Source organism: Streptomyces sp. CNP082, assembly GCF_059570535.1.
The window spans coordinates 129,706-153,925 of the sequence record NZ_JCANSZ010000012.1 but is presented as its reverse complement, the minus strand read 5'-3'; the positions used below and the strand labels follow the sequence as shown (position 1 = coordinate 153,925).

Genomic DNA, 24,220 nt, shown 5'->3' with positions numbered 1-24,220 from the left:
CCGCCCCCCGCTCAGTCCAGCCGGTCCAGGATCAGCGGTCCCCGCTTCACCGCCGCCCCCGGCGGTGCCACGTCGTACGACCCCTCCAGCGCCGCCAGCGCCTCCGGGATCCGTTCCGGGGTGTCCGTGTGCAGCGTCAGCAGCGGCTGGCCCGCCGTCACCGGTGTGCCCGGCTTCGCGTGGAGTTCCACGCCCGCCGCCGCCTGGACCGGGTCCTCCTTGCGGGCGCGGCCCGCGCCCAGGCGCCAGGCCGCCAGGCCCACCGCGTACGCGTCCAGGCGCGTGAGCACGCCCGCCGCCGCGGCCTCCACCGTGTGGGTCTCGCGGGCCGTGGGGAGCGGGGCCGACGGGTCGCCGCCCTGGGCGGCGATCATGCGGCGCCAGACGTCCATCGCCGAGCCGTCCGCCAGCGCCGCCGCCGGGTCCGCGTCCGGCAGGCCGGCCGCCGTCAGCATCTCGGCGGCCAGCGCGAGTGTCAGCTCCACCACGTCCGCCGGGCCGCCGCCGGCCAGGACCTCCAGCGACTCGCGGACCTCCAGCGCGTTGCCCGCCGTCAGGCCCAGCGGCGTGGACATGTCGGTGAGCAGCGCCACGGTGCGCAGCCCGTGGTCGTTGCCGAGGCCGACCATCGTCGCCGCCAGTTCCCGCGCCTTGTCCAGGTCCTTCATGAATGCGCCGGAGCCGACCTTCACGTCCAGCACCAGCGCGCCCGTACCCTCGGCGATCTTCTTCGACATGATCGAGGACGCGATGAGCGGGATCGACTCCACCGTCCCCGTCACGTCCCGCAGCGCGTACAGCTTGCGGTCGGCCGGCGCCAGGCCCGTGCCCGGGGCGCAGATCACGGCGCCGACGTCGCGCAGGATCGCCATCATCTCGTCGTTCGACAGCGAGGCCCGCCAGCCCGGGACGGACTCCAGCTTGTCCAGCGTGCCGCCGGTGTGGCCGAGGCCGCGGCCCGACAACTGCGGCACCGCCGCCCCGCAGGCGGCGACCAGCGGCGCCAGCGGCAGCGTGATCTTGTCGCCGATGCCGCCCGTCGAGTGCTTGTCGGCGGTCGGGCGCGGCAGGGAGGTGAAGTCCATCCGCTCGCCGGAGGCGATCATCGCCGCGGTCCAGCGGGCGATCTCGTCGCGGTCCATGCCGTTGAGCAGTATCGCCATGGCCAGCGCGGACATCTGCTCGTCCGCGACCTCGCCGCGGGTGTACGCGGCCACGACCCAGTCGATCTGCTCGTCGGTGAGCCGCTCGCGGTCGCGCTTGGCGCGGATGACGGAGATGGCGTCCATTAGTTCTGCGATCCTCCGGTCTGGGACCTGCTCAGCTCGAACGGGCCGAACGCGTCGGGCAGCAGCTCGGCCAGCGGCCGGATGCCCGCCGGGGTGTCGAGCAGCAGCCGGGGGCCGCCGTGCTCGCTGAGCAACTGGCGGCAGCGCCCGCACGGCAGGATGAGCTGCCCGTCGCCGTTGACGCAGGTGAAGTGGGTGAGCCGGCCGCCGCCGCTGGCGTGCAGCGCGGATACGAGGCCGCATTCCGCGCACAGGGTGACGCCGTACGAGGCGTTCTCCACATTGCAGCCGACGACCGTACGGCCGTCGTCCACCAGCGCCGCGGCGCCCACCCGGTACCGGGAGTACGGGGCGTACGCCCGGGACATCGCGTCCCGGGCCGCCCGCCGCAGCGCCTCCCAGCGCCCGTCGTCCCCGGCGCTGCCAGCCGCGTCCGTCACGTGCTCTCTCCCCTTCGGTAGCGTTTGCCGATCCACTTCGGTACCCGCAGCCGCTGCGCGAACACCGCCAGCACCACCAGCGTGGTGACGTACGGCGTGGCCTCCACGACCTCGCGCGGCACCGTGTCCGTCGCCGCGTACAGCACGCCGAGGAGCACCGCCGCGACGCCCGCCGCTATCGCCGCCCGGGCGCCGCCGCGTACGTACTTCCACACCGCGTACACCGCGAGCAGCACGGCCAGCAGCAGGAACAGCGCGTGCACCGCCTCGCCGCCGCCGCGCAACTGGAGGCTGTCGGTGAAGCCGAACAGCCCGGCCGCCAGCGCGGTGCCGCCCGGCCGCCAGTTGCCGAAGATCATCGACGCCAGGCCGATGTAGCCCCGGCCGCCCGTCTGGCCCTCCAGGTAGATGTGGGTGAACGTGACGAGGAACGCGCCGCCGAGCCCGGCGAGCGCGCCGGAGACGGTCAGGGCCGCGTACTTGTACAGGTAGACGTTCACGCCCAGCGACTCGGCGGCCACCGGGTTCTCGCCGCAGGACCGCAGCCGCAGCCCGAACGCCGAGCGCCACAGGATGAAGTACGTGAGCACGAAGAGCGCCGCCGCGACCAGGATCAGGTACGACACGTCGTCGGTGAGCCCGCGCAGGATGCCCGCGGTGTCGGAGAGGAAGAACCAGTGTTCGTCCTCCAGGTCCCCGAGCCAGTCGGTGAGCCCGGGTACGGAGAACGTGTGCATGTCGTCGACTTGCGGCGACTGCTTGTCCGTGCCGCCCGCCGCCAGCGCGTCGCCGTCCGCGAAGAAGAGCTTCGCCATGTACTGGGTGGCGCCCAGCGCAAGGATGTTGATCGCCACACCGGAGACGATGTGGTCGACGCCGAACGTGACCGTGGCCATCGCGTGCACCAGGCCGCCCAGCGCGCCGCCGATCACACCGGCGAGCGCGCCCGCCCACGGCCCGTGCTGCCAGCCGATCCAGCCGGCGAAGAACGTGCCGAGGATCATCATGCCTTCGAGGCCGATGTTGATCACGCCGGACCGCTCCGCCCACAGCCCGCCGAGACCGGCCAGGCCGATCGGCACGGCGAGCGCGAGCGCGCCGCCGATCTGCGCGGAGGCGGTGAGGTTGGTGGTGTCGGTGAGCGCGCGTACCGCGGAGAGCAGCAGCAGGCCGCCGGCGACGAGCAGGAGCACCTGCGGCAGCCCGAGCCGCCGCTTGCCGCCGTTTGCGGACGGTTGCTTCGCGGGCGTGGCGGCGCCCGTCCTGGTCACCGTACTCACGCGCCCACCTCCGCCTTGTCGTTGGTACGTGCCTGGGCCAGCTCCTCGCCGACGCGGCGCTGCTGGTCCCGCAGCGCCCAGCGGCGGACTACCTCGTAGGCGATGACGACGCAGAGCACGATGATGCCCTTGATGACCTCGACGATCTTCTGGTCGTAGCCCTCGAACTCAAGCTGCGTGCCGGTGCGCTCCAGGAAGGCCCACAGCAGCGCGCCGATCGCGATGCCCACGGGGTGGTTACGGCCGAGGAGGGCGATGGCGATGCCGGTGAAGCCGACGCCGAGCGGGAAGTCGGTGCCGTAGTTGTACGACTCGCCCAGCAGCGTCGGCATCCCGACCAGGCCGGCGACGGCGCCGGAGAGCACCATGCTGGTGACGATCATGCGCTTGACGTCCACGCCGCTCGCGGCGGCGGCCGTCTCGGACTGGCCGACGCTGCGCAGGTCGAAGCCGAAGCGGGTGCGGTTGAGGATGAACCAGTACAGTACGCCGGCGAGGACGGCGAAGATGACGAAGCCGTTGATGTCCCCGACCGAGGTCTCGAACATGAAGATGCGGCTGGAGGACGGGAGATCGGGGGTGTGGGTGAGGTTCCCGTCCTTCTCGCCGAGGCGGCCCGCGGTGAGGTAGTAGCCGATGACGGCGCCGGCGATCGAGTTGAGCATGATCGTCGTGATGACCTCGCTGACGCCGCGGGTGGTGCGCAGCACGCCCGCGATGCCCGCCCAGATCGCGCCGACGCCCATGGCGACCAGGATGATCAGCGGGATCTGGATGATGCCGGGCAGCGACAGCGCGCCCCCGACGGCGGCGGCGAAGAAGGCCGCGATGCGGTACTGGCCGTCGACGCCGATGTTGAAGAGGTTCATCCGGAAGCCGATGGCCACGGCCAGCGCGGAGAGGAAGAACATCGTCGACTTGTTGACGATGTAGACGGCGCTGCGGTCGGTCGTCCCGAACTCGATCATGACCTGGTAGGCCCGGAACGGGTCCTTCCCGGAGATCAGGATGATCAGCGAGGTGAGCACCAGCGCGGCGAAGATCGCCAGTACCGGGGCGCCGACCGCCGTGATCAGCTTGTCCCTGTCGAGGCGTTTCATCGGGTACGGCCTCCGTCCTGCCCGTCGTCGGTGGAGGCTTCCGTGCCGTGGTCCGCAGCCGGGTTCGCAGCCGGGTCCGCAGCGGGGCCGCCGCCCGCGGTCTTGCGCGGGGGCGCGTCCTGCGCCGCCGCGTCGTCCTCCAGGTGGCCGCTCGCCGCGCCCGTCATGGCGCTGCCCAGCTCCTCCGGCGTGATCGCGGCCGGGTCGGCGTCGGCGACCAGCCGCCCGCGGTACATCACCCGCAGCGTGTCGGAGAGGCCGATCAGCTCGTCCAGGTCCGCGGAGATCAGCAGCACCGCCAGCCCCTCGCGGCGGGCCTCGCGGATCTGCTCCCAGATCTCCGCCTGCGCGCCCACGTCCACGCCGCGCGTGGGGTGGGCGGCGATGAGCAGCTTCGGCCGGTGGCTCATCTCCCGGCCGACGATCAGCTTCTGCTGGTTGCCGCCGGAGAGCGAGGCGACGGTCACGTCGATGCCCGGGGTGCGGACGTCGTACTCCTCGACGATCCGCTTGGTGTCCCGGCGGGCCCCGGCGGCGTCGATGAGCACGCCGCGGCTGTTGGGGCGTTCCGTGGTGTGGCCGAGGATGCGGTTCTCCCACAGCGGGGCCTCCAGCAGCAGGCCGTGCCGCTGGCGGTCCTCGGGGATGTAGCCGATGCCGCCCTCGCGGCGCTTGCGGGTGGCGGCGTGGCTGATGTCCTTGCCGTCCAGGACGATGCTGCCGCCGTCCGGGTCGCGCAGCCCCATGATGGCCTCGACCAGCTCGGACTGGCCGTTGCCCTCCACGCCGGCGATGCCCAGCACCTCGCCTTTGTGGATGGTGAAGGAGATGTGGTCCAGCACCTCGCGCAGCACGCCGTCGGCATCGACGGCACTCAGGTGCAGCTCGCTGACGTGCAGCATCGCCACGTCGGTGACCGTGGACTCGCGGGTCTCTGGCGTGGGCAGCTCGGTGCCCACCATCAGCTCGGCGAGCTGCTTGGGGGTGACGTCGGCGGGCTTGACCGAGGCGACGGTGGTGCCGCGCCGGATGACGGTGATGTCGTCGGCGACGGCGAGGACTTCACCGAGCTTGTGCGAGATGAACAGCACCGTCAGGCCCTCGGCCTTCAGCCCGCGCAGGTTGTCGAAGAGCGCGTCGACCTCCTGCGGGACGAGGACCGCGGTGGGCTCGTCGAGGATGAGCGTACGGGCGCCGCGGTAGAGGACCTTGAGGATCTCCACCCGCTGCCGGTCGGCGACGCCGAGGTCCTCGACCAGCACGTCGGGGCGGATGCCCAGGCCGTACGCCTCGGACAGCTCCATGATCCTCGCGCGCGCCCGGTCGCCGATGCCGTGCAGCTTCTCGCTGCCCAGGACGGTGTTCTCCAGCACGGTGAGGTTGTCGGCGAGCATGAAGTGCTGGTGCACCATGCCGATTCCGCGCGCGATGGCGTCGGCCGGGCTGTGGAACGTGACCTGCTCGCCGTCGAGCGTGATCGTGCCCTCGTCCGGCTTCTGCATGCCGTAGAGGATCTTCATCAGGGTGGACTTGCCCGCGCCGTTCTCGCCGACGAGGGCGTGCACGGTGCCGCGGCGCGCGGTGATGTCGATGTCGTGGTTGGCGACGACGCCGGGGAAGCGTTTCGTGATGCCGTGGAGCTCGACGGCGGCCGTCCCCGCGGGCGGGTCGGGCGCAGTGGAGCTGCTGCTGGGGGTGTGGATGGCGCACTCCTCGTCGAGGCGGTGGATACGGGGCGGCGGACGTACCGAAGCGCCGTACGGAAGACGCGAGTTACGTGACGCGAGTTACGGCATATCACGCTACGCGCGTAGTCCGGAGGCAGAGGTACGGGGTCCGGTGGACGGCCGGCTGGCGCCGTCCACCGGACCCCGGGACACGTACCGTGCTCAGGGAGTGTCGTTGACCGTGATCTCGCCGTCGGCGATCTTCTTCTTGGCGGCGTCGATCTCGCCCTGGATGTCGTCGATGAACCCGCCGGAGGTGGCGAGGCTCACGCCGTCGTCCTTGAGCGCGAAGGCGGTGTCGCCGGTGATCGGCTTCTCGTCCTGGACGCTCTTGATCACGTCGTAGACGGCCACGTCCACGTTCTTGACCACCGACGTCAGGATCGAGTCCTTGTAGTCCGCCAGCGCCTTGTCCTGATACTGGTCGGAGTCCACGCCGATCGCCCAGGCGCCGTCCTGCGCGGCCACGGCCTCGATCGAGCCCGTGCCGGACAGGCCCGCGGCGCTGTAGATGACGTCCGAGCCGGAGTCGAGCATGCCCTCGGCGCTGCTCTTGCCGCGCAGCGGGTCCTGGAAGCCCTTGATGTCGCTCTCGTAGAGGTACTTCACGTCGATCTTGACGTCGGGCTTGGTGTCCTTGACGCCCTGGACGAAGCCGGCCTCGAACTTCTTGATCAGGTTGTTGTGCACGCCGCCGATGAAGCCGACCTTGCCGGACTTGGTCTTCAGCGCGGCGGCCACGCCCGCGAGGTACGAGCCCTCGTGCTCGGCGAAGGTGACGCCGGCCACGTTCTTCGCCTGCGACGCCTCGTCGATCACGGCGAAGGTGGTGTCGGGGAAGTCCTGGGCGACCTTGTTGACCGACTTGCCGTACGCGAAGCCGACCCCGATCACCGGGTTGTAGCCCGCCTCGGCCAGCGAGGTGAGACGCTGTTCGCGGTCGGCCTCGGTCTCGCCCTCGCGGGCGGTCAGCTCCTTGCCGCCGAGGTCGAAGTCCTTCTTGGCCTTGTCGTACCCGCGGGCGGCAGACTCGTTGAAGGAGGCGTCGCTGCGACCGCCGACGTCGAATGCGAGGCCGACGCCCTTGTTGCTGCTGCCGCTGTCTTCGCTGCTGCACGCAGCACTGGTGAAAGCGAGGGCCGCGGTTGCCACACCCGCGGCGGCGATCTTGGTTACCCGGCGCAAGAGGACTTCCCCTTCGTCTTGCGAAGCGCCTCTTTCCGGCGCTGCTTCGGGGGCATCGTAACGCGCGTAGACAGAGCTGAACCTCAGGCAACGAACCCGTTACCGGATCGTCTCCGCGCCGGTGCTTTCGGCGGCGCGGGCGCGGTCGGCAATTGTCGGCTGACCTGTCGCTTCGCGGGATACGGGGCGGCTTGCGCGGGCCTGTGACCGGACCGTCGCAGCGGGTTCCGGCACGGCCCGGCCGGACGCTGCCGTGCGGGCCTCGGCGGTGGCCAGGAGTGTGGCGTGAATGGTGATGCCCGTGACACCGGTGAGGGCGATGATGCCGAGGACGACCACTCCGTTCCAGCCGACCGCGTGGAAGGCGATCGCGCCGGCGGTGGCGCCCGCGCTGTTCCCCGCGTAGTACGCGACCTGGTAGAGCGCCGACGCCTGCGCCCTGCCGGTCGTCGCCGTGCGGCTGACGGAGGCCGAGGCGACCGCGTGCCCGGCGAAGAAGCCCGCGGTGAGCAGCACGAGCCCGGCCAGCACCACGGCCAGCGCGTCGCTGACCGTCAGCAGCAGGCCGGCGGCGGTGGTGCCGGCGGCGGCGTACAGGGTGCCGCGGCGGCCGAGGCGGGCGACGAGCCGGCCGGCGGCGGCGGAGGAGCCGGTGCCGACGAGGTAGATGACGAAGACCGAGCCGATGAGGCCCGCGGACAGGCCGAACGGCGGGCCGGCCAGCCGGTAGCCGATCATCGTGTAGACCGCGCCGAAGACGGTCATGAACAGCAGCCCGATCGTGTACAGCCGGCGCATCAGCCCGTCGGCGAGATGACCGCGTACGGTCCGCGCGAGCGCCCGCGGCGCCAGCGGGGCGGCGGTGAAGTGCCGGGCGCGCGGCAGCAGTACGCCGAACGCGACCGCGCAGAGCAGCGAGAGCACGGCGACGGTGGCCAGCGCCGCGCGCCAGCCCCAGGCGTCCGCCGTCCAGCCGGTGAGGATGCGCCCCGCCATGCCGCCGATGCTGTTGCCCGCGACGAAGAGCCCCACGGCGCCGATCACCGCCCGGGCCCGTACCTCCTCGGCGATGAACGCGAGCGCCGACGCCGGGATCCCGGCGATCGCCGCGCCCTGGAGCGTACGCAGCGCGACGAGCGCACCCAGGTCGGGCGCGAACGGCATCGCAAGCCCCAGCAGCACGGCCGCCGCCAGCGACCACGCCATCGTCTTCTGCCGGCCGAACCGCTCGGAGACGGCGCTCAGCGGCAGCACGGCCAGTGCGAGGGCGGCGGTGGTGGCGGAGACGGTCCAACTGGCCGCGCCGGGGCTGACGCCGAGGTCGGCGGAGAGGTCGGGCAGCAGGGCCTGGGTGGAGAACAGCAGGCTGAAGGTGGCGGCGCCGGCGGCGAACAGGCCGAGGAGCACGCGGCGGTAGCCGGGCTCGCCGGGGGCGTGCTGGGCAAGGGCGCTCACCTGCGGCGTAAGCGCCCCGGTATCAGAGGGCATGACAAGGAACGTACGGCTCCCGTGCTCATGCGTCCAATGCGGAAAACAGCGATAATCGATGCTGTGGTGAATGAGCAGAGGTCACGGGGGTCGCTGTCACGGTCCCGTCATCAGGAAGACATTTCGGCGGGCGAGCCGGGGGAGTGGGGGGCGGTGCTCGCGCCCCGGCTCGCGCAGTTCGCCGCCGTCGCGCGCGAGGAGCACGTCACCCGCGCCGCCCGCGCGCTCGGCGTCCCGCAGCCGACGCTGAGCCGCGCGATGGTGCGGCTCGAAGCCGACCTGGGCGTCGCGCTCTTCGCCCGCCGCGGCCGTACGCTCTCGCTGACGACCGCGGGCCGCGACTTCCTCGCGTACGCGGACCGCGCGCTGGCCGAGGTCGCCCGCGGAGCCGAGGCCGTACGCGCCGACGCGCACCCCGAGGCGGGCAAGGTGGCCTTCGGCTTCCTGCACACGCTCGGCTCGGAGACCGTGCCGGGGCTGCTGCGGGAGTTCCGCAGGGACCACCCGCGGGTGCGCTTCGCGCTGGTGCAGAACTACGGCGAGTGGATGCTGCAGCGGCTGCGCGCGGGCGAGTTGGACCTGTGCCTGACCTCCCCGGTGCCGGACGCGCCGGACCTGGTGGCGCGGCGCCTCGACGAGCAGCGCCTCCGGCTCGTCGTACCGGACGACCACCGGCTCGCCGGGCGGCGCCGGATCCGGCTCGCGGAGGTGGCGGAGGACCCGTTCGTGACGATGGAGGCGGGCTACGGGATGCGGCGGATGACGGAGGAGCTGTGCGCGCAGGCGGGGTTCGCGCCGCGGATCGCGTTCGAGGGGGAGGAGGCGGAGACGATCCGCGGCCTGGTGGCGGCGGGCCTCGGCGTCGCCCTGCTGCCGCCCCCGGCGGTGCCGCGGCCGGGGGTGGTGGAACTGGGCGTCACGGCCCCGCGGGCGGTGCGGGAGATCGGGGTGGCGTGGGTTGCGGGCCAGCAGGAGACGGCCCCGGTGGGGGCGTTCCGGCGGTTCCTGCTGGGCCGGCGGGGGCAGTTGCTGGCGGGGTGAGGGGCGGGGTTCTGCGGGTGTCCCGGTGTCCTGCGGGTGTCCCGGGGTTCTGCGGGCCCCCGGGGTTCCGCGGGTGCCCCCGGGCTCTTGGGCACCGGCGGCGCTTCCCACGTACAGCCGTACAGCCGCACACCCGCACATCCCCGCACACCCACCCCAGGGTAGGCCGCTCCTCCGACAACGCACCGGCCCGCGACCGCGGCCGGCCGCGGTCCGCCGCAACTGTCCCTACGCCGGGGCGAAGCCCGCCGCGAGCGGCATCCGCAGGCCGATCGGCGGGGGCGCCGCGAGGGCGTCGGTGAGCGGCCTGCTGTACGGCCGGCCGAAGAGCGAGCCCCTGACGAAGTCGGAGGCCAGGGCGAGGACTTCGGGCCGGTGCTGGTGCAGCCCGTGCCCGTCGGAGTGCACCTCGAAGCGGCACACGTCGCGGTTGGCCTTCTTCGCCCGTACCGCCAGCCGGTACGACAGGTCCGGGTCGGTGCGCCCGTCGTCCGTGCCGTGGACGAGCAGCACCGTGCGCCCGCTCAACTGCCGTACGGGCTCGGCGTCCGCCGTCCGCACGTCCGGCAGCCACGGCGCCAGCGCCAGCACCGAGACGACCGCCTCGTGCCCGGCGGCGCGCAGCGCGGCCCGGCCGCCGACGTCGGTGCCGACCAGCGCCACGGGCACGTCCCCGTACCGCCGTACGACCTCTTCCAGCGCCCACTCCGCGTCCTGCGCGGCGTCCGCCGCCGCGCCGTTCCAGCCCCGGTAGCGGTAGTGCACGGTGTGCGCGACGAGACCTTCGGCGCGACCGGCGCGGCCGAGCCGGCGGGCCAGCGACCACACGGAGGCGGCGGCGAGCCGCGACGGCCGCCGGCTGCTCTCCTCCTCGCCCGCGGGCAGCAGCAGCACCACCGCCTGCGCGGAGGGCGCCCCGATGGCGCGTCCGAGCCGGGCGGGGCGGGTCACGCTGGTCTCCTGTGCCATGGCAGCACGATTTCAGATGCCGGCCCCCCTGCCCAGTGGTCTGCACGGCCCCCTCCCGGGGGGACCGACCGGGCCCACCGACAGGGCAGTTGCCCCGGCGCCGCCCCGCGCACCCCGCGAGCACGCCCCCGGCACCCCCGGACCCCGCCCCCGTACAAACCCACCCGACTCCCCCCGGTCCGCCACCACACTGCCGAGCCCGCAGCGCCACTGCGCGCCCAGCGCGCCTGGCGCCCCGCCCGCCCAGCGCGCCTGGCGCCCCGCCCGCCACGGCGGTCGCGCCCCGCCCCCGGTGCGGGCCGCCCCGTCCGAACCGGCCTCATGCACCTGCACCCCCGCCGCAGCCCGGTCGTCACCGCCACGCGCGGCGCCTTCGGCTCGCGTCGGTGGCGGTCCCCGCCCTCGCCGTCTCCGCCCTCGCCGTCTCCGCCGTCCCCGTCTCCGCCGACTCCGCCCCCGCCGTCTCCGCCCCCCGGCCCCCGCCGACTCCGCCCCCGCCCCCCGCCTCGCCCCGCGTACCCGGGTACCGCGTTGCCGCGCCACCCGCGGCCGGCGCCCGCCGCCGGGCACCGCGCCCGCCGCCGGGCACCGCTCTACGCGCGTAGGATGGCGCAAATCGTGACGAGAGAGGGGTGCCACATGGCGGACGACAACGGCAGAGGCGCGGAGCGGGCGGCGGCGGTGCCGGATGCCGAGCGGATCCGGCGGGCGCCCAAGGTGCTGCTCCACGACCACCTCGACGGCGGCCTGCGCCCCGCCACCATCGTCGACATCGCCCGCGAGACCGGCTACTCCGGCCTGCCGGAGAGCGACCCCGAAAAGCTCGGCGCCTGGTTCCGGGAGGCCGCCGACTCCGGGTCGCTGGAGCGCTATCTGGAGACCTTCGCCCACACCGTCGGCGTGATGCAGACCCGCGACGCGCTGGTGCGGGTCGCCGCCGAGTGCGCCGAGGACCTGGCCGCCGACGGCGTCGTGTACGCCGAGGTGCGCTACGCCCCCGAGCAGCACCTGGCGGGCGGGCTCAGCCTGGAGCAGGTGGTGGAGGCGGTGAACGAGGGCTTCCGGGAGGGCGAGCGGCGCGCGCACGCGGCCGGGTACCGCATCCGCGTCGGCGCGCTGCTCACCGCCATGCGGCACGCCGCCCGCTCGCTGGAGATCGCCGAACTCGCCAACCGCTACCGCGACCTCGGCGTCGTCGGCTTCGACATCGCGGGGGCCGAGGCCGGCTTCCCGCCCACCCGCCACCTCGACGCCTTCGAGTACCTGAAGCGCGAGAACAACCACTTCACCATCCACGCCGGCGAGGCGTTCGGCCTGCCCTCGATCTGGCAGGCGCTGCAGTGGTGCGGCGCCGACCGGCTCGGCCACGGCGTACGGATCATCGACGACATCCACGTCGCCGAGGACGGCACGGTCAAGCTCGGCCGGCTGGCCGCGTACGTGCGCGACAAGCGGATTCCGCTGGAGCTGTGCCCGACGTCCAACCTGCAGACCGGCGCCGCCGCTTCGTACGCCGAGCACCCCATCGGGCTGCTGCGCCGGCTGTACTTCCGCGCCACGGTCAACACCGACAACCGGCTCATGAGCGGCACGAGCATGAGCCGCGAATTCGAGGAGCTGGTGCGTACGTTCCACTACACCCTCGACGACATGCAGTGGTTCACTGTCAACGCCATGAAGTCGGCTTTCATCCCTTTCGATGAAAGGCTGGCGATGATCAACGAGGTGATCAAGCCCGGATACGCCCGTCTGAAGTCGGAATGGCTCTTTCGCTGACCCGCTCAAACCAACCCTGACCTGCTAATTCGGGGTGAGTCCCGGGGTGTGAGGATGGTCGTACGATCCGCGGATGGGGCCGTACGGGCCAATTCCCCCGCCGGCGAGGCGGTCTTTGCCACGGCGGAATCCCGCTGGCAGCGTTTCGTCTGCCGCTCGATATCCGCAAGGACGAGGACCTGAATTCCATGAAGACCCGCAAGATCGTCGGTACCGCACTGCTCGGCGCCGCCTTCGCCGTCGCCGGAGCGGGCACCGCCTCCGCCGCACCCGCCCCCGCCGTGCCCGACCCGGTCGGAGGGCTGACCGCCCCGCTGGAGTCCGTCACCGGCTCCAACGTGGGGAGCAACAACGGCACGAACGAAACCGCCAAGCCGCCGGCCCTCGGCCAGCTCAATCAGCTCGGCCAGCTCACGGCTCTGACGGGCCTGCTCGGCCTGCCGGCCCTGCCCGGCCTGACGGGCTGACGGGCTGACGGGCTGACGTCCGTACGCACGCATGACGCCGGGGCCGGCATCCACAGCGGATGCTGGCCCCGGCGTCATGCCGTCGTCCGTGTCGTCGGAGTCCGTTCTCACCAGGCCGGGCTGTGCACCTTCTCCTCGCTGGGCATCAGCACCCACAGCGCCAGGTAGAGCAGGAACTGCGGGCCCGGCAGCAGGCAGGACACCAGGAAGATGATCCGCACCGTCTTGGGGGTCGTGTCGAAGCGCCGGGCCAGGCCCGCGCACACTCCGGCGATCATCCGGCCCTCGCGCGGTCTCGTCGGCATGGCCATGGCTGCGTCACTCCTCGGGTCGGCGTTCGCGGCCCGCGTCCTGTGGGCCGGTGATTCCACCGTAGGCACACAAGCCGGACGAAACCTCGCCCTACGGGGCGATCTCGACCCTGGTGATTCTCGGGGTCGTCCCCTGAGCCCCGTCCTCCGTACGCGCCGCCCCCTCAGACCCCTCAGCGCCCTCAGACCCCTCAGCGCCCTCAGCTCCGGCCGCCTCCTCCGCGTGTGCCGCCCCCGCCGCGCGCCCGTCGGGGATCCGCCGGCGCAGCCGCGCCCGGGTGGCGGGGACCACCGCCAGATGCGCCAGCGCTATCCCCAGGATGTAGAGCAGCATCGTGTCCACGTTTGCGACCTGCCCCGGCACCGTCGTCTTCAGCAGCTCGACCGCCAGCGCCAGCATCGCCCCCGCGAAGACGGTCCGCGCGAACGACCCCGCCGCCGAGGCGTGGAGCCGCCCGCGTATCAGCGGGAACAGCACCCCGGCCGGGGCCAGCACGAACAGCGACTCGACGGTGTACCGCAGCGCCGACCAGGGGTCGTCGGAGAACTCCGCCCGGATCGTCCTGAGGGGTCGCAGATTCGCCGCGTCAACCCACGGCACGGCATGGGGGCGGAGCGTAAACCACCAGACTGCGGTCAGATGCAGGACTAGGAGGACAACGCCGGCCACCCGGAATCGCAGGGCGGCCGTACCGCCCGTCGCATGGCGCTGCACGCAGGCAATGACGCGGCTACCGGCCCGTACGGTTCCCGCAAACCGCCGCTCGAGTGCGATGCCCGGTGCGGAGGCTTCCCACCCGGCCCGCGTACCGGCCCCGCGGAGCGGAAGGGCTCAGGTCGCGGGCTCGCCGACGGTGTTCTCCGGGGTCCGCAGCGCGTCGTCGGTGCAGCGGTACGTGTACGGCACATCCTCCTCGCCGGGGCCCGCCAGCACCGCCGTACGCTCCTCGCCCCACGCGTACGTGCACACGAGCTGCGCCAGCGCCGGCGACCCCAGCCCCTGTGGATCCCGGCTGAGGCGCACCGTGCCCGCCGGATCCCCGGCGTGCCCGTCCGTCACCCGCAGCCCGGTGACGGCGGTGGAGTAGCCGGCCTGCTTCTCGTCCTCGCCCGGCTCCCGCTTCAGCTCCGCCAGCAGGTGCGCCGCCAGCTCCCGCCCGGCCAGGTCGTCGGGGACGCCCCGGGGCACCGCCGCCAGCCGCGTACCGCACGCCAGATACACCGTCCGCAGCGTCTCGCCGTCCGCCGGGCTCGACGCCTGCGACGGCCCGCCCGGCGCGCACTCCGCCCGCGACGGCGCGCTGCCGGCGTCCACGGGCACGGACGTGGGCCGGATGCCGCACCCGGTGGCCAGCGCCGCGACGGCGACCGCGGCGAGAGCCGCCAGGGCCGCGCGGACCGGCCGGTTCGAGGCTGCCGCCCTCACTCGTCCTCCTGCTCCAGGGCCTTCGCCGCCGCCGACGAGTCCCGCGGCAGCCGCAGCGTGAACACCGCCCCGCCCGCCGGGTCGTTGGCCGCGGTGATCGTACCGCCGTGGATGCGGGCGTTCTCCACCGCGATGGACAGTCCGAGGCCGCTGCCGTCGGAGCGCGGCCGTGCCGTGTCGGCCTTGTAGAACCGGTCGAAGACGTGCGGCAGCACCTCGGCCGGGATGCCGGGGCCGTTGTCCTTGACCTCGATCAGCAGATCGCCGGCGGTGGGCGCGTCCGCCGTGGTGTGCACCGACACCCGCACGGGGGAGCCGCCGTGCTTGAGCGCGTTGCCGATGAGGTTGGCGAGGATCACGTCGAGGCGGCGCGGGTCCAGGCGCGCGACGATGCCGCGGTCGGCGTCCAGCTCCACCGCGTCCAGCCAGGCGCGGGCGTCGATGCAGGCGGTGACCTGGTCGGCGACGTCGACGTCGTCGAGTACGAGCCGGGCGGTGCCCGCGTCGAAGCGGGTCACCTCCATCAGGTTCTCCACCAGGTCGTTGAGGCGCCGGGTCTCCTGCACCACGAGCTGCACCGCGGGCGCGATCATCGGGTCCAGGTTCTCCTGCTCCTCCTCCAGCACCTCCGACACCGCGGTCATCGCCGTCAGCGGCGTACGCAGCTCGTGCGACATGTCCGCCACGAACCGCCGGCTGGACTTCTCCCGCTCGCTCAGCTCCTCCACCCGCTGCTGCAGCCGCTCCGCGGTCTGGTTGAACGTCCGCGACAGGTCGGCCAGCTCGTCGGTGCCGGTCACCCGCAGCCGGGTGTCGAGTTTGCCCTCGCCGAGCCGCCGCGCCGCGTCCCCGAGCCGCTGCACGGGCCGCAGCACCGTGGACGCGGCGCCCTGCGCGAGCAGCGCGGAGCCGATCAGGGACAGGCCGGTGGCGATGCCCAGCGACCAGGCCAGCGAGTTGAGGTCCCGGCGCTCGGAGTCCAGGGACTTGAACATGTAGCCGGTCCAGTCGGTGCCGATCACCCGTGCGCCGCCGACGAGATACGGCGTGCCGTCCATCGTCACCCGCTGCCAGTACAGGTGGTACGGCCACTTGCCGTCCGAACGCCGCTGGCCGACCGCCGTCTTGAGGGTCTTCGGCACGTCGTGCAGGGTGAACGAGGCGTCGGAGCGCTCCACGCAGCCGGGCTCGTCGCTGCTGCCACCGCTGCCGGAGATCAATATCACGTCGAAGTTCTGCGTGGTGCCCGACAGCCGCCGCGCGGCCTTGGCGAGGTCGGTGCAGCCGGAGCGCAGGTCCAGCTCGCCGCTCTCGTCCTGCAGCGACTCCCGGAAGTCCTTCAGCGACGCGTCCTGGGTGCGGGTGAGGACCGAGTCCCGGTTGAGCCAGTACGCGATGCCGGCGACCGACACCGCCGAGACCAGGGCCACCAGCGCGAACACGATGACCAGACGCAGTCGCAGGCTGATCCAGCGCAGCAGCCCCGCCGCCCAGCCGCGTACGAGCCCCTGCCGCCCCTGCGCGTCGGAGGGGCCCGGGCTCACGAGGGCGGATCCAGCCGGTAGCCCACGCCGCGTACGGTTTTGATGAGGGTCGGCGCGGACGGTACGTCCTCGACCTTCGCGCGCAGCCGCTGTACGCAGGCGTCGACCAGGCGGGAGTCGCCCAGGTAGTCGTGCTCCCAGACCAACTGCAGCAACTGCTGGCGGGAGAGCGCCTGGCCGGGCCGGCGGCTCAGCTCCAGCAGCAACCGCAGCTCCGTCGGGGTCAGTTGCAGATGCTCGCCGTCCTTGGTCACCGTCATCGCGGAGCGGTCGATGACGACGTTGCCGAAGGTGGCGGAGTCCGTCGTCTCCCGCTCGCCGCGGCGCAGCACCGCGCGGATCCGGGCGTCCAGCACCCGCCCCTGCACGGGCTTGACCACATAGTCGTCGGCGCCCGACTCCAGCCCGACCACCACGTCGATGTCGTCGCTGCGTGCGGTCAGCAGGATGATCGGCAACTGGTCGGTGCGGCGGATGCGCCGGCACACCTCGAAGCCGTCGATGCCCGGCAGCATCACATCCAGCACGATCAGGTCGGGCCGCTGCTCGCGCAGCAGCTTCAGCCCGTCCTCACCGGTCGCCGCGGTGGTCACGCGGTGGCCCTGGCGGGAGAGGGACATCTCCAGCGCGGTGCGGATGGCGTCGTCGTCCTCGATCAGCAACAGAGAAGGCACGCGGGTCATTCTGGCAGGGCGCGCCGGAAGGGGCGAGTTCGCTGCCATCACGGCTGTGGAAAGGGCCTGTGTAAGAGGGTTGTGCAAGGTGTGTGCAAGGGGTCTGAGTAAGGGGCCGCGCCCCCCTGTTGCACGCCTGTGACAGTCGGCGGACAGCGCGATGAAGTCGGGACGACAGGATTCTGGACGTCGGGCAAGCCCGGCACGGTAAGCCGACCGAAGCAGACTCCACCGGCGGGGGGCGTGAGATGAACGCACTGCACGACAGCACCACCAGCGCAGCGGTTCACACACGCCTGCACGCCAAGGGGGGGAGCGCTGAGGGGATGACTCCCGCCCGCGCCACGCGCGGTGCGGGGGAGTCCGGTGCCGCGAACGCGCGGGGGTGCGGTCGCGGCGCCGGGCGTCGTCCCTCGTACATGGTCGCGATCGCGGGCAGCTCGGGCACCGGGGGGACCGGGCCGGCCGCGGACCAGGGGGGGGACACCGGGGGGAAGGCGTACGGAGAGGTGCCGGGGGAAGCGGCCGGCGCGCGGACGGGGGCCGCCGCGGAGGCTGACAGCACCGCGGCGTTCACCGCCTACGTAGCCGAGCGGCGCGCCTCTCTGTACGCCACCGCCTACCACCTGACCGGCGACCGGTTCGAGGCGGAGGACCTGCTGCAGAGCGCACTGTTCTCCACCTACCGGGCCTGGGACCGGATCAGCGACAAGGCGGCCGTGGGGGGATACCTCCGCCGTACGATGACGAACCTGCACATCAGCGCCTGGCGCCGGCGCAAGCTCGCGGAGTACCCGACCGAGGAACTCCCCGAGGCGCCGGGGGAGTCGGACGCCATGCGCGGCACGGAGCTGCGCACGGTGCTCTGGCAGGCGCTGGCGCGGCTGCCGGAGATGCAGCGCACGATGCTCGTGCTGCGCTACTACGAGGGCAGGACCGACCCGGAGATCGCCGACGTGCTGGGGATCAGCGTGGGGACCGTCAAGAGCAGCATCTGGCGCTCGCTGCGCCGGCTGCGCGACGACGAGGCGCTGAGCTTCGGGCGGGACCGGGAGGAGTCCTTCGAAGAGCTCGTGGCCTGAAGGGGCCGATGACCGGGGACGGGGGGACCCCGGGCCACGGGAGGGGAAAAACCGGGGGATATCGGGGGAGCGGGGGGCAAGACCGAGACGGTACGGGGCCGGGGGGCCCGTCAGCGCTCGGGGGAAAAGGGGGGAACCGGGGGGAAGGAGCCGGGGCCGGACGCGCGGGGGGTGCGTCCGGCCCCGGCTCTTGTGATCTCCGTATCGGGACCATGACGCCCTGTATGATGACGAACATGACCATCAACATGACCTTCTCGCTCCCCGACGAAGTGGCTGCCTACCTCAAGGCCGGGCCGAACGCCTCCGCAACGGTCGCAGCCGCCATAAGGCGGCAGATGCTTGAGGACGCTCTCGCAGAGCTGCCGCGCCGTGAGCAGGCCGACCCGTTCCTCCGGGCGTCGGGCGACGCGTTCATGAGCGCCGAGACCCAGCGGTGAAGCGCGGGCACGTCTTCGAACTGACGCAGGGCGGCGGCGTCCGGCGCGTCCTGGTGGTCTCCGACGACCTGGTCAACGAGCGCCTGGGAATCGCCACCTGCGTCGAGGTGCAGGGGCCGGGCAGCGCCGCCCCCTCGATCCTGGCCACCGCGCTGACGGAGCCGGTCAAGGGGGTGGCCGTCGTCGACGCCTACGCCACCTTCGCCGCCCGCTACTTCACCACCGATCTGGGCCCGGTCGGCCCGCGTGACATGGAGGCCGTCGAGACGGGCATCCGGACCGTGCTGGCCCGCTGAGCCCGCCTGTCAGTACGCCGATCAATACGCCGATCAATACGCCGAGCCGCTTACGCCCAAGCTTCCCGTCGGGTGCCAGACCGTCTTCGTCTCCAGGAACGCCGTCAGCCGCCCCGTGCCCGGGTCGGCCGTCCAGCCCGTCCCCCCGGGACCAGCCTGCGGGCGCAGGACCCGCTTCAGATTGTCCGCCGCCGCGACCTCCAGCTCCCGCGCCAGCTCCGCGTCCGCGCCCGTCAGGTCGATGGCGTTGACGTCCTGGTGCGCGGCCAGCGTCGGCGCGATCTCGGCGGTACGCCCCGAGAGCATGTTGACGACGCCCCCCGGCACGTCCGACGTGGCCAGCACCTCCGCCAGCGACAGCGCCGGCAGCGGGCGCTCCTCCGCGGCGACGACCACCGCCGTGTTGCCCGTGGCGAGCACCGGCGCGAGCACCGACACCAGCCCCAGCAGCGCCGACTCCTGCGGCGCCACGATCGCGACGACGCCCGTCGGCTCCGGCGCGGAGAGGTTGAAGTACGGCCCGGCGACCGGGTTTCCGCCGCCGGTGACCTGGGCGACCTTGTCGGTCCAGCCCGCGTACCAGACCCAGCGGTCGATCGCCGCGTCCACCTGCGCCGCCGACTTGGCCTTCGACAGACCCTCGGCGTCGGCGACCTCCGCGGCGTACTGCTCGCGCCGCCCCTGGAGCATCTCCGCCACCCGGTAGAGCACCTGGCCGCGGTTGTACGCCGTGGCACCCGACCAGCCGGCGACGGCCTTGCGGGCGGCGACCACCGCGTCGCGGGCGTCCTTGCGGGAGGAGCGGGGCGCGTTGGCGAGCCAGCGGCCCTTCGCATCCGACACCTCGTACACCCGCCCGCTCTCCGAGCGGGGGAACTTCCCGCCCACGTACAGCTTGTAGGTCTTGAGGACCGACAGCCTCGCATCCGCCTGTGTCATCGCAGGTAAGCCTCCAGCCCGTGGCGACCGCCCTCGCGGCCGAAGCCCGACTCCTTGTAGCCGCCGAACGGCGAGGTCGGATCGAACTTGTTGAACGTGTTCGCCCACACGACGCCCGCGCGCAGCTTGTCGGCCATCGCGAGGATCCGCGAGCCCTTCTCCGTCCACACCCCGGCGGACAGCCCGTAGGGCGTGTTGTTGGCCTTCGCGACCGCCTCCGCGGGCGTACGGAACGTCAGCACCGACAGCACCGGGCCGAAGATCTCCTCGCGCGCGATGCGGTGCGCCTGGGTCACGCCGGTGAAGAGCGTCGGCGCGAACCAGTAGCCGCTGCCGGGCAGTTCGCACGGCGCCGTCCAGCGCTCGGCGCCCTCCGCGTCGCCGGCCTCCGCCAGCTCCGTGATCCGGGCGAGCTGCTCGGCGGAGTTGATGGCGCCGATGTCGGTGTTCTTGTCCAGCGGGTCGCCGAGGCGCAGCGTGGCCAGCCGCCGCTTCAGCGACGCCAGCACCTCGTCGGCCACCGACTCCTGCACCAGCAGCCGGGAGCCGGCGCAGCACACCTGGCCCTGGTTGAAGAAGATGCCGCCGACGATGCCCTCGACGGCCTGGTCGATCGGCGCGTCGTCGAAGACGATGTTGGCGCCCTTGCCGCCCAGCTCCAGCGTGAGCCGCTTGCCGGTGCCGGCGACGGCGCGGGCGATCTCCTTGCCGACGGCCGTGGACCCGGTGAACGCGATCTTGTCGACGTCCGGGTGCGCGACGAGCGCCGCGCCGGCGTCCCCGTAGCCGGTCAGGATGTTGACCACGCCCTTCGGCAGCCCGGCCTGGCGGCAGATGTCGGCGAAGAACAGCGCGGAGAGCGGGGTGGTCTCGGCGGGCTTGAGCACCACGGTGTTGCCGCAGGCCAGCGCCGGGGCGATCTTCCACGCCAGCATCAGCAGCGGGAAGTTCCACGGGATGACCTGCCCGGCGACGCCCAGCGGCTTCGGCTCTGGCCCGTAGCCGGCGTAACCGAGCTTGTCGGCCCAGCCGGCGTAGTAGAAGAAGTGCGCGGCGACCAGCGGCAGGTCGGCGTCCCGGGTCTCGCGGATCGGCTTGCCGTTGTCCAGCGTCTCCAGCACCGCCAGCTCACGTGAGCGTTCCTGGATGATGCGGGCGATACGGAACAGGTACTTGCCGCGCTCCGCGCCGGGCAGCGCCGACCAGGAGGTGAACGCCCGGCGGGCGGCGGCGACCGCCCGTTCGACGTCCGCCTCGCCGGCCCGCGCGATTTCGGAGAGCACCTCCTCGGTCGCCGGGGCGACGGACTTGAAGACCTTGCCGTCGGCGGCCTCGGTGAACTCGCCGTCGATGAACAGGCCGTAGCTGGGCGCGATGTCGACGATCGAGCGGGACTCGGGCGCGGGTGCGTACGCGAAGAGCTTGTGATCAGCGGTCATTCTCCGTCCCCCTGCTAGTCGACGGTCACGTAGTCGGGGCCGGAGTAACGGCCGGTGCGCAGCTTCTGCCGCTGCATGAGCAGGTCGTTCAGCAGGCTGGAGGCGCCGAAGCGGAACCAGCGGTTGTCCAGCCAGTCGTCCCCGGCGGTCTCGTTGACCAGCACCAGGAACTTCACCGCGTCCTTGGCCGTGCGGATGCCGCCCGCGGGCTTCACGCCGACCTGCACGCCGGTGGCCGCGCGGAAGTCCCGTACGGCTTCGAGCAGCACCAGGGTGTTGGCCGGGGTGGCGTTCACGCCGACCTTGCCGGTGGAGGTCTTGATGAAGTCGGCGCCGGCCAGCATGCCCAGCCAGCTCGCCCGCCGGATGTTGTCGTACGTGGACAGCTCGCCCGTCTCGAAGATCACCTTCAGCCGGGCCCCGGCCGCGGCCTCGCGCACCGCGCGGATCTGCTCGTAGACCTCCAGATAGCGGCCGGCGAGGAAGGCGCCGCGGTCGATGACCATGTCGATCTCGTCCGCGCCCGCGGCCAGTGCCGCGCGGGTGTCGGCGAGCTTCACCTCCAGCGCCGCCCGCCCGGAGGGGAAGGCGGTGGCCACCGAGGCGACCTTCACCCCGGAGCCGGCCAGCGCCTCGGCGGCGGCGCCGGCCAGGTCCGGATACACGCAAACGGCCGCGACCTGGGGAGTCGTCCGGTCCGTCGGGTCGGGGGTACGGGCCTTGGCGCACAGCGAGCGCACCTTGCCGGGGGTGTCGGAGCCCTCCAACGTCGTCAGGTCGATCATCGAGACCGCCAGGTCCAGGGCGTACGCCTTGGCGGTGGTCTTGATGGAGCGGGTGCCCAGGGCGGCGGCACGGGCCTCCAGACCGACCGGGTCGACGCCGGGCAGACCGTGCAGGAAGCGGCGGAGCGCGCCGTCGGAGGCCGTCACGTCGGCGAGGGACGCCGGCGGGCCCGCGGCTGCGGTGGGTATGCGGGGCATGGTCACCAGACGAGCATATCTACCCGCGTAGCGTCCCGGGGAGTGCGCCTCCGGTACCGGTGGATCGATGCGCGACCGCAACACCCGTGCGATGTCGGAATCCGGACCGTCCGGCACAATCGGCGGCATGAGCAAGGACACCCCGGACACCCGGCCGAAGTACGCCGACCGCGCCTACCGCTCCGTCGCCGGCATCGCTGGCGGCGTCCTGCTGCTCGCCCTCGGCGGCTGGCTCGGCGGGGACGCCCTGGTCCGCGGCAGCGGACAGGCCCGGGTGATCGCCGTGGCCGCGCTGGTCGCGGGGGTGCCGATGGTGGTGGCGCTGACGCTGCGCCCGGTGGTGTACGCGGGCGAGGAGCGGCTGCGGGTGCGCAACCCGTTCCGCACGATCGTGGTGCCGTGGGGCCGGGTCGAGGAGATCCGGGCGGGCTACTCCAGCGAGGTCGTCACCGAGGACGCCACGTACCAGATGTGGGCCATCCCCGTCTCGCTGCGCGCCCGCAAGAAGGCCAACCGCCGCCGCGACCGCATGGCAGCCGGCGGTGGCGGCGGACTCTTCAGCCCGTCCAGCCGCCGTGCCCTGAGCGACCCGGCGATGCGCCGCCCCGGCGGCACGGGCGCGAACGACCTGGACCCGGAGACGGCCGACGTGACACCGACGGCCGACAAGTCGATCCGCGAGCTGCGCGAGCTGGCGCACATCTACGCCGAGCGCGAGGGGGCGCAGGGCCCGGTGACGGTGCGCTGGGCGTACGAGATCCTGGGGCCGGTGGCGGCGGGGACGGTGGCGCTGGTGATCGCGATCCTGGTGAGCTGACGAGGGCTGGCGGTACCGGATTTCTGTACCAGTCAGGTACAATCATTGGGTACCGATGCGAAGGGAGTTCCTCATGTCGATAAGCGCCAGCGAGGCCCGCAAGACCCTCTTCCCGCTCATCGAGCGGGTCAACGATGACCACGCTCCCGTACGCATCACCTCCCGCAGCGGTGACGCGGTGCTGATGTCGGCCGACGACTTCGACGCCTGGCAGGAAACCATCTACCTGCTGCGCTCCCCGGCCAACGCCCGGCGGCTGATGGAAGCCGTCGCCCGTGACAAGGCGGGTTCCACCACGGTCAGCGTCAGCACCGAGGAACTGGACAGCATGGCCGGCGGACAGGAGTAGCGCGCCACATGAGAAGTGTGCACTTCGACCCCGATGGGTGGGAGGACTTCCTCTTCTGGCTGGCCTCGGACCGCAAGAAGGCCCGCAGGATCACCCGCCTGATCGCGGAGATCCAGCGCACTCCGTTCGAAGGCATCGGCAAACCCGAGCCTCTCAAGGCGGACCTGTCGGGCTACTGGTCCCGCCGGATCGACGACGAACACCGCCTCGTCTATCGCGCCGACGACAAGGAAGTGAAGATCCTCAAGGCCCGCTACCACTACAGCGATTGAGGCTCTCAGGCGCCCCTGCGGGTGGCACTGGGCGTACGAGATCCTGGGGCCGGTGGCGGCGGGGACGGCGGCGCTGGTGATCGCGATCCTGGTGGGCTGACGGTCCGCTACAGCCGCTGCACGGCCAGGATGTAGACGGCCTGCCGTACCCGGTACTCCTGAAACCAGAGCATCCAACGGCCCTCGGCGAACGTCTGCACCGGAGCGCGCCCCGCCTCAGCGGGCGGCGCATCACCCAGGTACTTCACCTCCGCCGAATCCGCAAGACGCCGTGCGATCACCTCGACCTCGGCGCGCTGCTCATCAGGCAGGCCGCCAACCGTCTCCTCGGCGCCCGACAGGTACTCCCAGCGCCAATCGCTCACGCGGCGAGAACCTCCGCCGACGCGGCAGCCAGCAGGTCGCCGATCTCTGACGCGGCGGCCCGCGCCTCTTTCTCCGACTCGGTCGACCCCACGACCCGCTCCAACTCCCGCAGCCGAGCCGACCGCGCCGGGTACCGGTGCACTGCCACATGCACAGCCCACTTGCGAAGGAACGTATGCATCGGGACCGTGCTGTCGGCCTGCAAAGCCTGCTCCCACGCAGTGTGGAACTCCCGCTCGAAGTCCACGGCCGCCAGCGGATCCAGCCGCTGCACCGCAGCCCGCAACGCCGCCTCCGAGACCGGCGGCATCGCAATTACTGGGTCGTCCGGCGCTTCGAAAGGCTGTGCACTCACAGTGAGACTCCTGGATACGGTCCGTACAGAACAGTGCGGGAGGGACCCCCGAGACAGTCTGCCGCAACGAGGCATGGAGTGTGTCGTGTCGGCACTCCCGGCCGATCCGCGAGCTGCGCGAGCTGGCGCACATGTTCGCCGAGCGCGGGGGTGCGCAGGGGCGGC

Annotated in this window: 27 protein-coding genes; 9 read left to right on the top strand and 18 right to left on the bottom strand. The window is 72.4% G+C overall.

Going from position 1 to position 24,220, the window contains the following annotated elements; all coding sequences use genetic code 11:
• Positions 1-11 precede the first annotated feature (11 nt).
• From B124_RS13480 to B124_RS13450, 7 genes are all read right to left on the bottom strand, one after another.
• Positions 12-1,289: a thymidine phosphorylase gene (locus tag B124_RS13480; RefSeq protein ID WP_496503024.1), complete on the bottom strand. Its 1,278-nt coding sequence runs from the start codon at positions 1,287-1,289 to the stop codon at positions 12-14.
• A complete protein-coding gene (locus B124_RS13475; protein ID WP_496503023.1) occupies positions 1,289-1,729 on the bottom strand; it encodes a cytidine deaminase in 441 nt (146 codons plus the stop codon). Before B124_RS13475 ends, B124_RS13480 begins: the two co-directional genes overlap by 1 nt.
• The gene (locus B124_RS13470; protein WP_496503022.1) at positions 1,726-3,009 is read right to left on the bottom strand and encodes an ABC transporter permease; all 1,284 of its coding nucleotides are present in this window, start codon (positions 3,007-3,009) and stop codon (positions 1,726-1,728) included. Before B124_RS13470 ends, B124_RS13475 begins: the two co-directional genes overlap by 4 nt.
• Complete coding sequence (locus B124_RS13465) at positions 3,006-4,109, bottom strand: ABC transporter permease (RefSeq protein ID WP_496503021.1); 1,104 nt, start codon at positions 4,107-4,109, stop codon at positions 3,006-3,008. The genes B124_RS13470 and B124_RS13465 overlap by 4 nt, the downstream gene beginning before the upstream one ends.
• On the bottom strand, positions 4,106-5,839 hold the full coding sequence (locus tag B124_RS13460) for an ABC transporter ATP-binding protein (protein ID WP_496503042.1): 1,734 nt from the start codon (positions 5,837-5,839) through the stop codon (positions 4,106-4,108). The genes B124_RS13465 and B124_RS13460 overlap by 4 nt, the downstream gene beginning before the upstream one ends.
• A 159-nt stretch (positions 5,840-5,998) precedes the next feature.
• Positions 5,999-7,021, bottom strand: coding sequence for a BMP family lipoprotein (locus tag B124_RS13455; protein ID WP_496503020.1), 1,023 nt, complete (start codon positions 7,019-7,021; stop codon positions 5,999-6,001).
• A gap of 99 nt (positions 7,022-7,120) precedes the next feature.
• Positions 7,121-8,509 carry an MFS transporter gene (locus B124_RS13450; RefSeq protein WP_496503019.1) on the bottom strand — a complete coding sequence of 463 codons (1,389 nt, stop codon included), beginning with the start codon at positions 8,507-8,509 and terminating at the stop codon, positions 7,121-7,123.
• 153 nt (positions 8,510-8,662) lie between these two features.
• On the opposite strand from B124_RS13450, the gene B124_RS13445 reads away from it, so the two are divergent.
• Positions 8,663-9,550, top strand: a complete 888-nt coding sequence (locus B124_RS13445; protein ID WP_496503018.1) for a LysR family transcriptional regulator — start codon at positions 8,663-8,665, stop codon at positions 9,548-9,550.
• 228 nt (positions 9,551-9,778) lie between these two features.
• On the opposite strand, the gene B124_RS13440 is transcribed toward B124_RS13445, so the two are convergent.
• Positions 9,779-10,519, bottom strand: a complete 741-nt coding sequence (locus B124_RS13440; protein WP_496503017.1) for an alpha/beta hydrolase — start codon at positions 10,517-10,519, stop codon at positions 9,779-9,781.
• 639 nt (positions 10,520-11,158) lie between these two features.
• Here B124_RS13440 and B124_RS13435 point away from each other — a divergent pair.
• The gene (locus B124_RS13435; protein ID WP_496503016.1) at positions 11,159-12,295 is read left to right on the top strand and encodes an adenosine deaminase; all 1,137 of its coding nucleotides are present in this window, start codon (positions 11,159-11,161) and stop codon (positions 12,293-12,295) included.
• 188 nt (positions 12,296-12,483) lie between these two features.
• A complete protein-coding gene (locus B124_RS13430) occupies positions 12,484-12,762 on the top strand; it encodes a hypothetical protein (RefSeq protein WP_496503015.1) in 279 nt (92 codons plus the stop codon).
• Between the two features lie 107 nt (positions 12,763-12,869).
• Here B124_RS13430 and B124_RS13425 read toward each other — a convergent pair whose 3' ends face one another.
• The 5 genes from B124_RS13425 to B124_RS13405 form a co-directional block, all read right to left on the bottom strand.
• Complete coding sequence (locus B124_RS13425) at positions 12,870-13,073, bottom strand: PspC domain-containing protein (RefSeq protein ID WP_496503014.1); 204 nt, start codon at positions 13,071-13,073, stop codon at positions 12,870-12,872.
• 91 nt (positions 13,074-13,164) lie between these two features.
• The gene (locus B124_RS13420; RefSeq protein WP_496503041.1) at positions 13,165-13,743 is read right to left on the bottom strand and encodes a VanZ family protein; all 579 of its coding nucleotides are present in this window, start codon (positions 13,741-13,743) and stop codon (positions 13,165-13,167) included.
• 162 nt (positions 13,744-13,905) lie between these two features.
• Positions 13,906-14,499 carry a hypothetical protein gene (locus tag B124_RS13415; RefSeq protein WP_496503013.1) on the bottom strand — a complete coding sequence of 198 codons (594 nt, stop codon included), beginning with the start codon at positions 14,497-14,499 and terminating at the stop codon, positions 13,906-13,908.
• On the bottom strand, positions 14,496-16,043 hold the full coding sequence (locus B124_RS13410) for an ATP-binding protein (protein ID WP_496503012.1): 1,548 nt from the start codon (positions 16,041-16,043) through the stop codon (positions 14,496-14,498). Before B124_RS13410 ends, B124_RS13415 begins: the two co-directional genes overlap by 4 nt.
• On the bottom strand, positions 16,040-16,717 hold the full coding sequence (locus tag B124_RS13405) for a response regulator (RefSeq protein ID WP_027771656.1): 678 nt from the start codon (positions 16,715-16,717) through the stop codon (positions 16,040-16,042). The genes B124_RS13410 and B124_RS13405 overlap by 4 nt, the downstream gene beginning before the upstream one ends.
• 248 nt (positions 16,718-16,965) lie before the next feature.
• Here B124_RS13405 and B124_RS13400 point away from each other — a divergent pair, with 248 nt between their 5' ends.
• The 3 genes from B124_RS13400 to B124_RS13390 all read left to right on the top strand — a co-directional run bounded on the left by B124_RS13400 (position 16,966) and on the right by B124_RS13390 (position 18,535).
• Positions 16,966-17,799 carry a SigE family RNA polymerase sigma factor gene (locus B124_RS13400; RefSeq protein ID WP_496503011.1) on the top strand — a complete coding sequence of 278 codons (834 nt, stop codon included), beginning with the start codon at positions 16,966-16,968 and terminating at the stop codon, positions 17,797-17,799.
• A gap of 236 nt (positions 17,800-18,035) precedes the next feature.
• Positions 18,036-18,239 (top strand): hypothetical protein, encoded by a 204-nt coding sequence (locus B124_RS13395; protein WP_496503010.1) that lies wholly within the window; start codon positions 18,036-18,038, stop codon positions 18,237-18,239.
• Complete coding sequence (locus B124_RS13390; protein ID WP_496503009.1) at positions 18,236-18,535, top strand: type II toxin-antitoxin system PemK/MazF family toxin; 300 nt, start codon at positions 18,236-18,238, stop codon at positions 18,533-18,535. Before B124_RS13395 ends, B124_RS13390 begins: the two co-directional genes overlap by 4 nt.
• A 33-nt stretch (positions 18,536-18,568) precedes the next feature.
• Here B124_RS13390 and B124_RS13385 read toward each other — a convergent pair whose 3' ends face one another.
• From B124_RS13385 to deoC, 3 genes are read right to left on the bottom strand one after another with little or no spacing between them, the layout of a single operon-like run.
• Positions 18,569-19,474, bottom strand: a complete 906-nt coding sequence (locus B124_RS13385; RefSeq protein WP_496503008.1) for an aldehyde dehydrogenase family protein — start codon at positions 19,472-19,474, stop codon at positions 18,569-18,571.
• A complete protein-coding gene (locus B124_RS13380; protein WP_496503007.1) occupies positions 19,471-20,913 on the bottom strand; it encodes an aldehyde dehydrogenase family protein in 1,443 nt (480 codons plus the stop codon). The genes B124_RS13385 and B124_RS13380 overlap by 4 nt, the downstream gene beginning before the upstream one ends.
• A gap of 14 nt (positions 20,914-20,927) precedes the next feature.
• Complete coding sequence (gene deoC / locus B124_RS13375; RefSeq protein WP_496503040.1) at positions 20,928-21,896, bottom strand: deoxyribose-phosphate aldolase; 969 nt, start codon at positions 21,894-21,896, stop codon at positions 20,928-20,930.
• A 127-nt stretch (positions 21,897-22,023) separates the two neighbouring features.
• Here deoC and B124_RS13370 point away from each other — a divergent pair, with 127 nt between their 5' ends.
• The 3 genes from B124_RS13370 (at position 22,024) to B124_RS13360 (ending at position 23,334) form a co-directional block, all read left to right on the top strand.
• The gene (locus B124_RS13370) at positions 22,024-22,713 is read left to right on the top strand and encodes a PH domain-containing protein (RefSeq protein ID WP_496503006.1); all 690 of its coding nucleotides are present in this window, start codon (positions 22,024-22,026) and stop codon (positions 22,711-22,713) included.
• 73 nt (positions 22,714-22,786) lie between these two features.
• Positions 22,787-23,062 (top strand): type II toxin-antitoxin system Phd/YefM family antitoxin, encoded by a 276-nt coding sequence (locus tag B124_RS13365; RefSeq protein ID WP_496503005.1) that lies wholly within the window; start codon positions 22,787-22,789, stop codon positions 23,060-23,062.
• 8 nt (positions 23,063-23,070) lie between these two features.
• Positions 23,071-23,334: a Txe/YoeB family addiction module toxin gene (locus B124_RS13360; RefSeq protein WP_496503004.1), complete on the top strand. Its 264-nt coding sequence runs from the start codon at positions 23,071-23,073 to the stop codon at positions 23,332-23,334.
• Positions 23,335-23,441: 107 nt separating this feature from the next.
• Here B124_RS13360 and B124_RS13355 read toward each other — a convergent pair whose 3' ends face one another.
• Together B124_RS13355 and B124_RS13350 are read right to left on the bottom strand one after the other, a co-directional pair.
• Positions 23,442-23,699 carry a hypothetical protein gene (locus B124_RS13355; RefSeq protein ID WP_496503003.1) on the bottom strand — a complete coding sequence of 86 codons (258 nt, stop codon included), beginning with the start codon at positions 23,697-23,699 and terminating at the stop codon, positions 23,442-23,444.
• Positions 23,696-24,055 carry a hypothetical protein gene (locus B124_RS13350; protein WP_496503002.1) on the bottom strand — a complete coding sequence of 120 codons (360 nt, stop codon included), beginning with the start codon at positions 24,053-24,055 and terminating at the stop codon, positions 23,696-23,698. The genes B124_RS13355 and B124_RS13350 overlap by 4 nt, the downstream gene beginning before the upstream one ends.
• Positions 24,056-24,220: the final 165 nt, after the last annotated feature.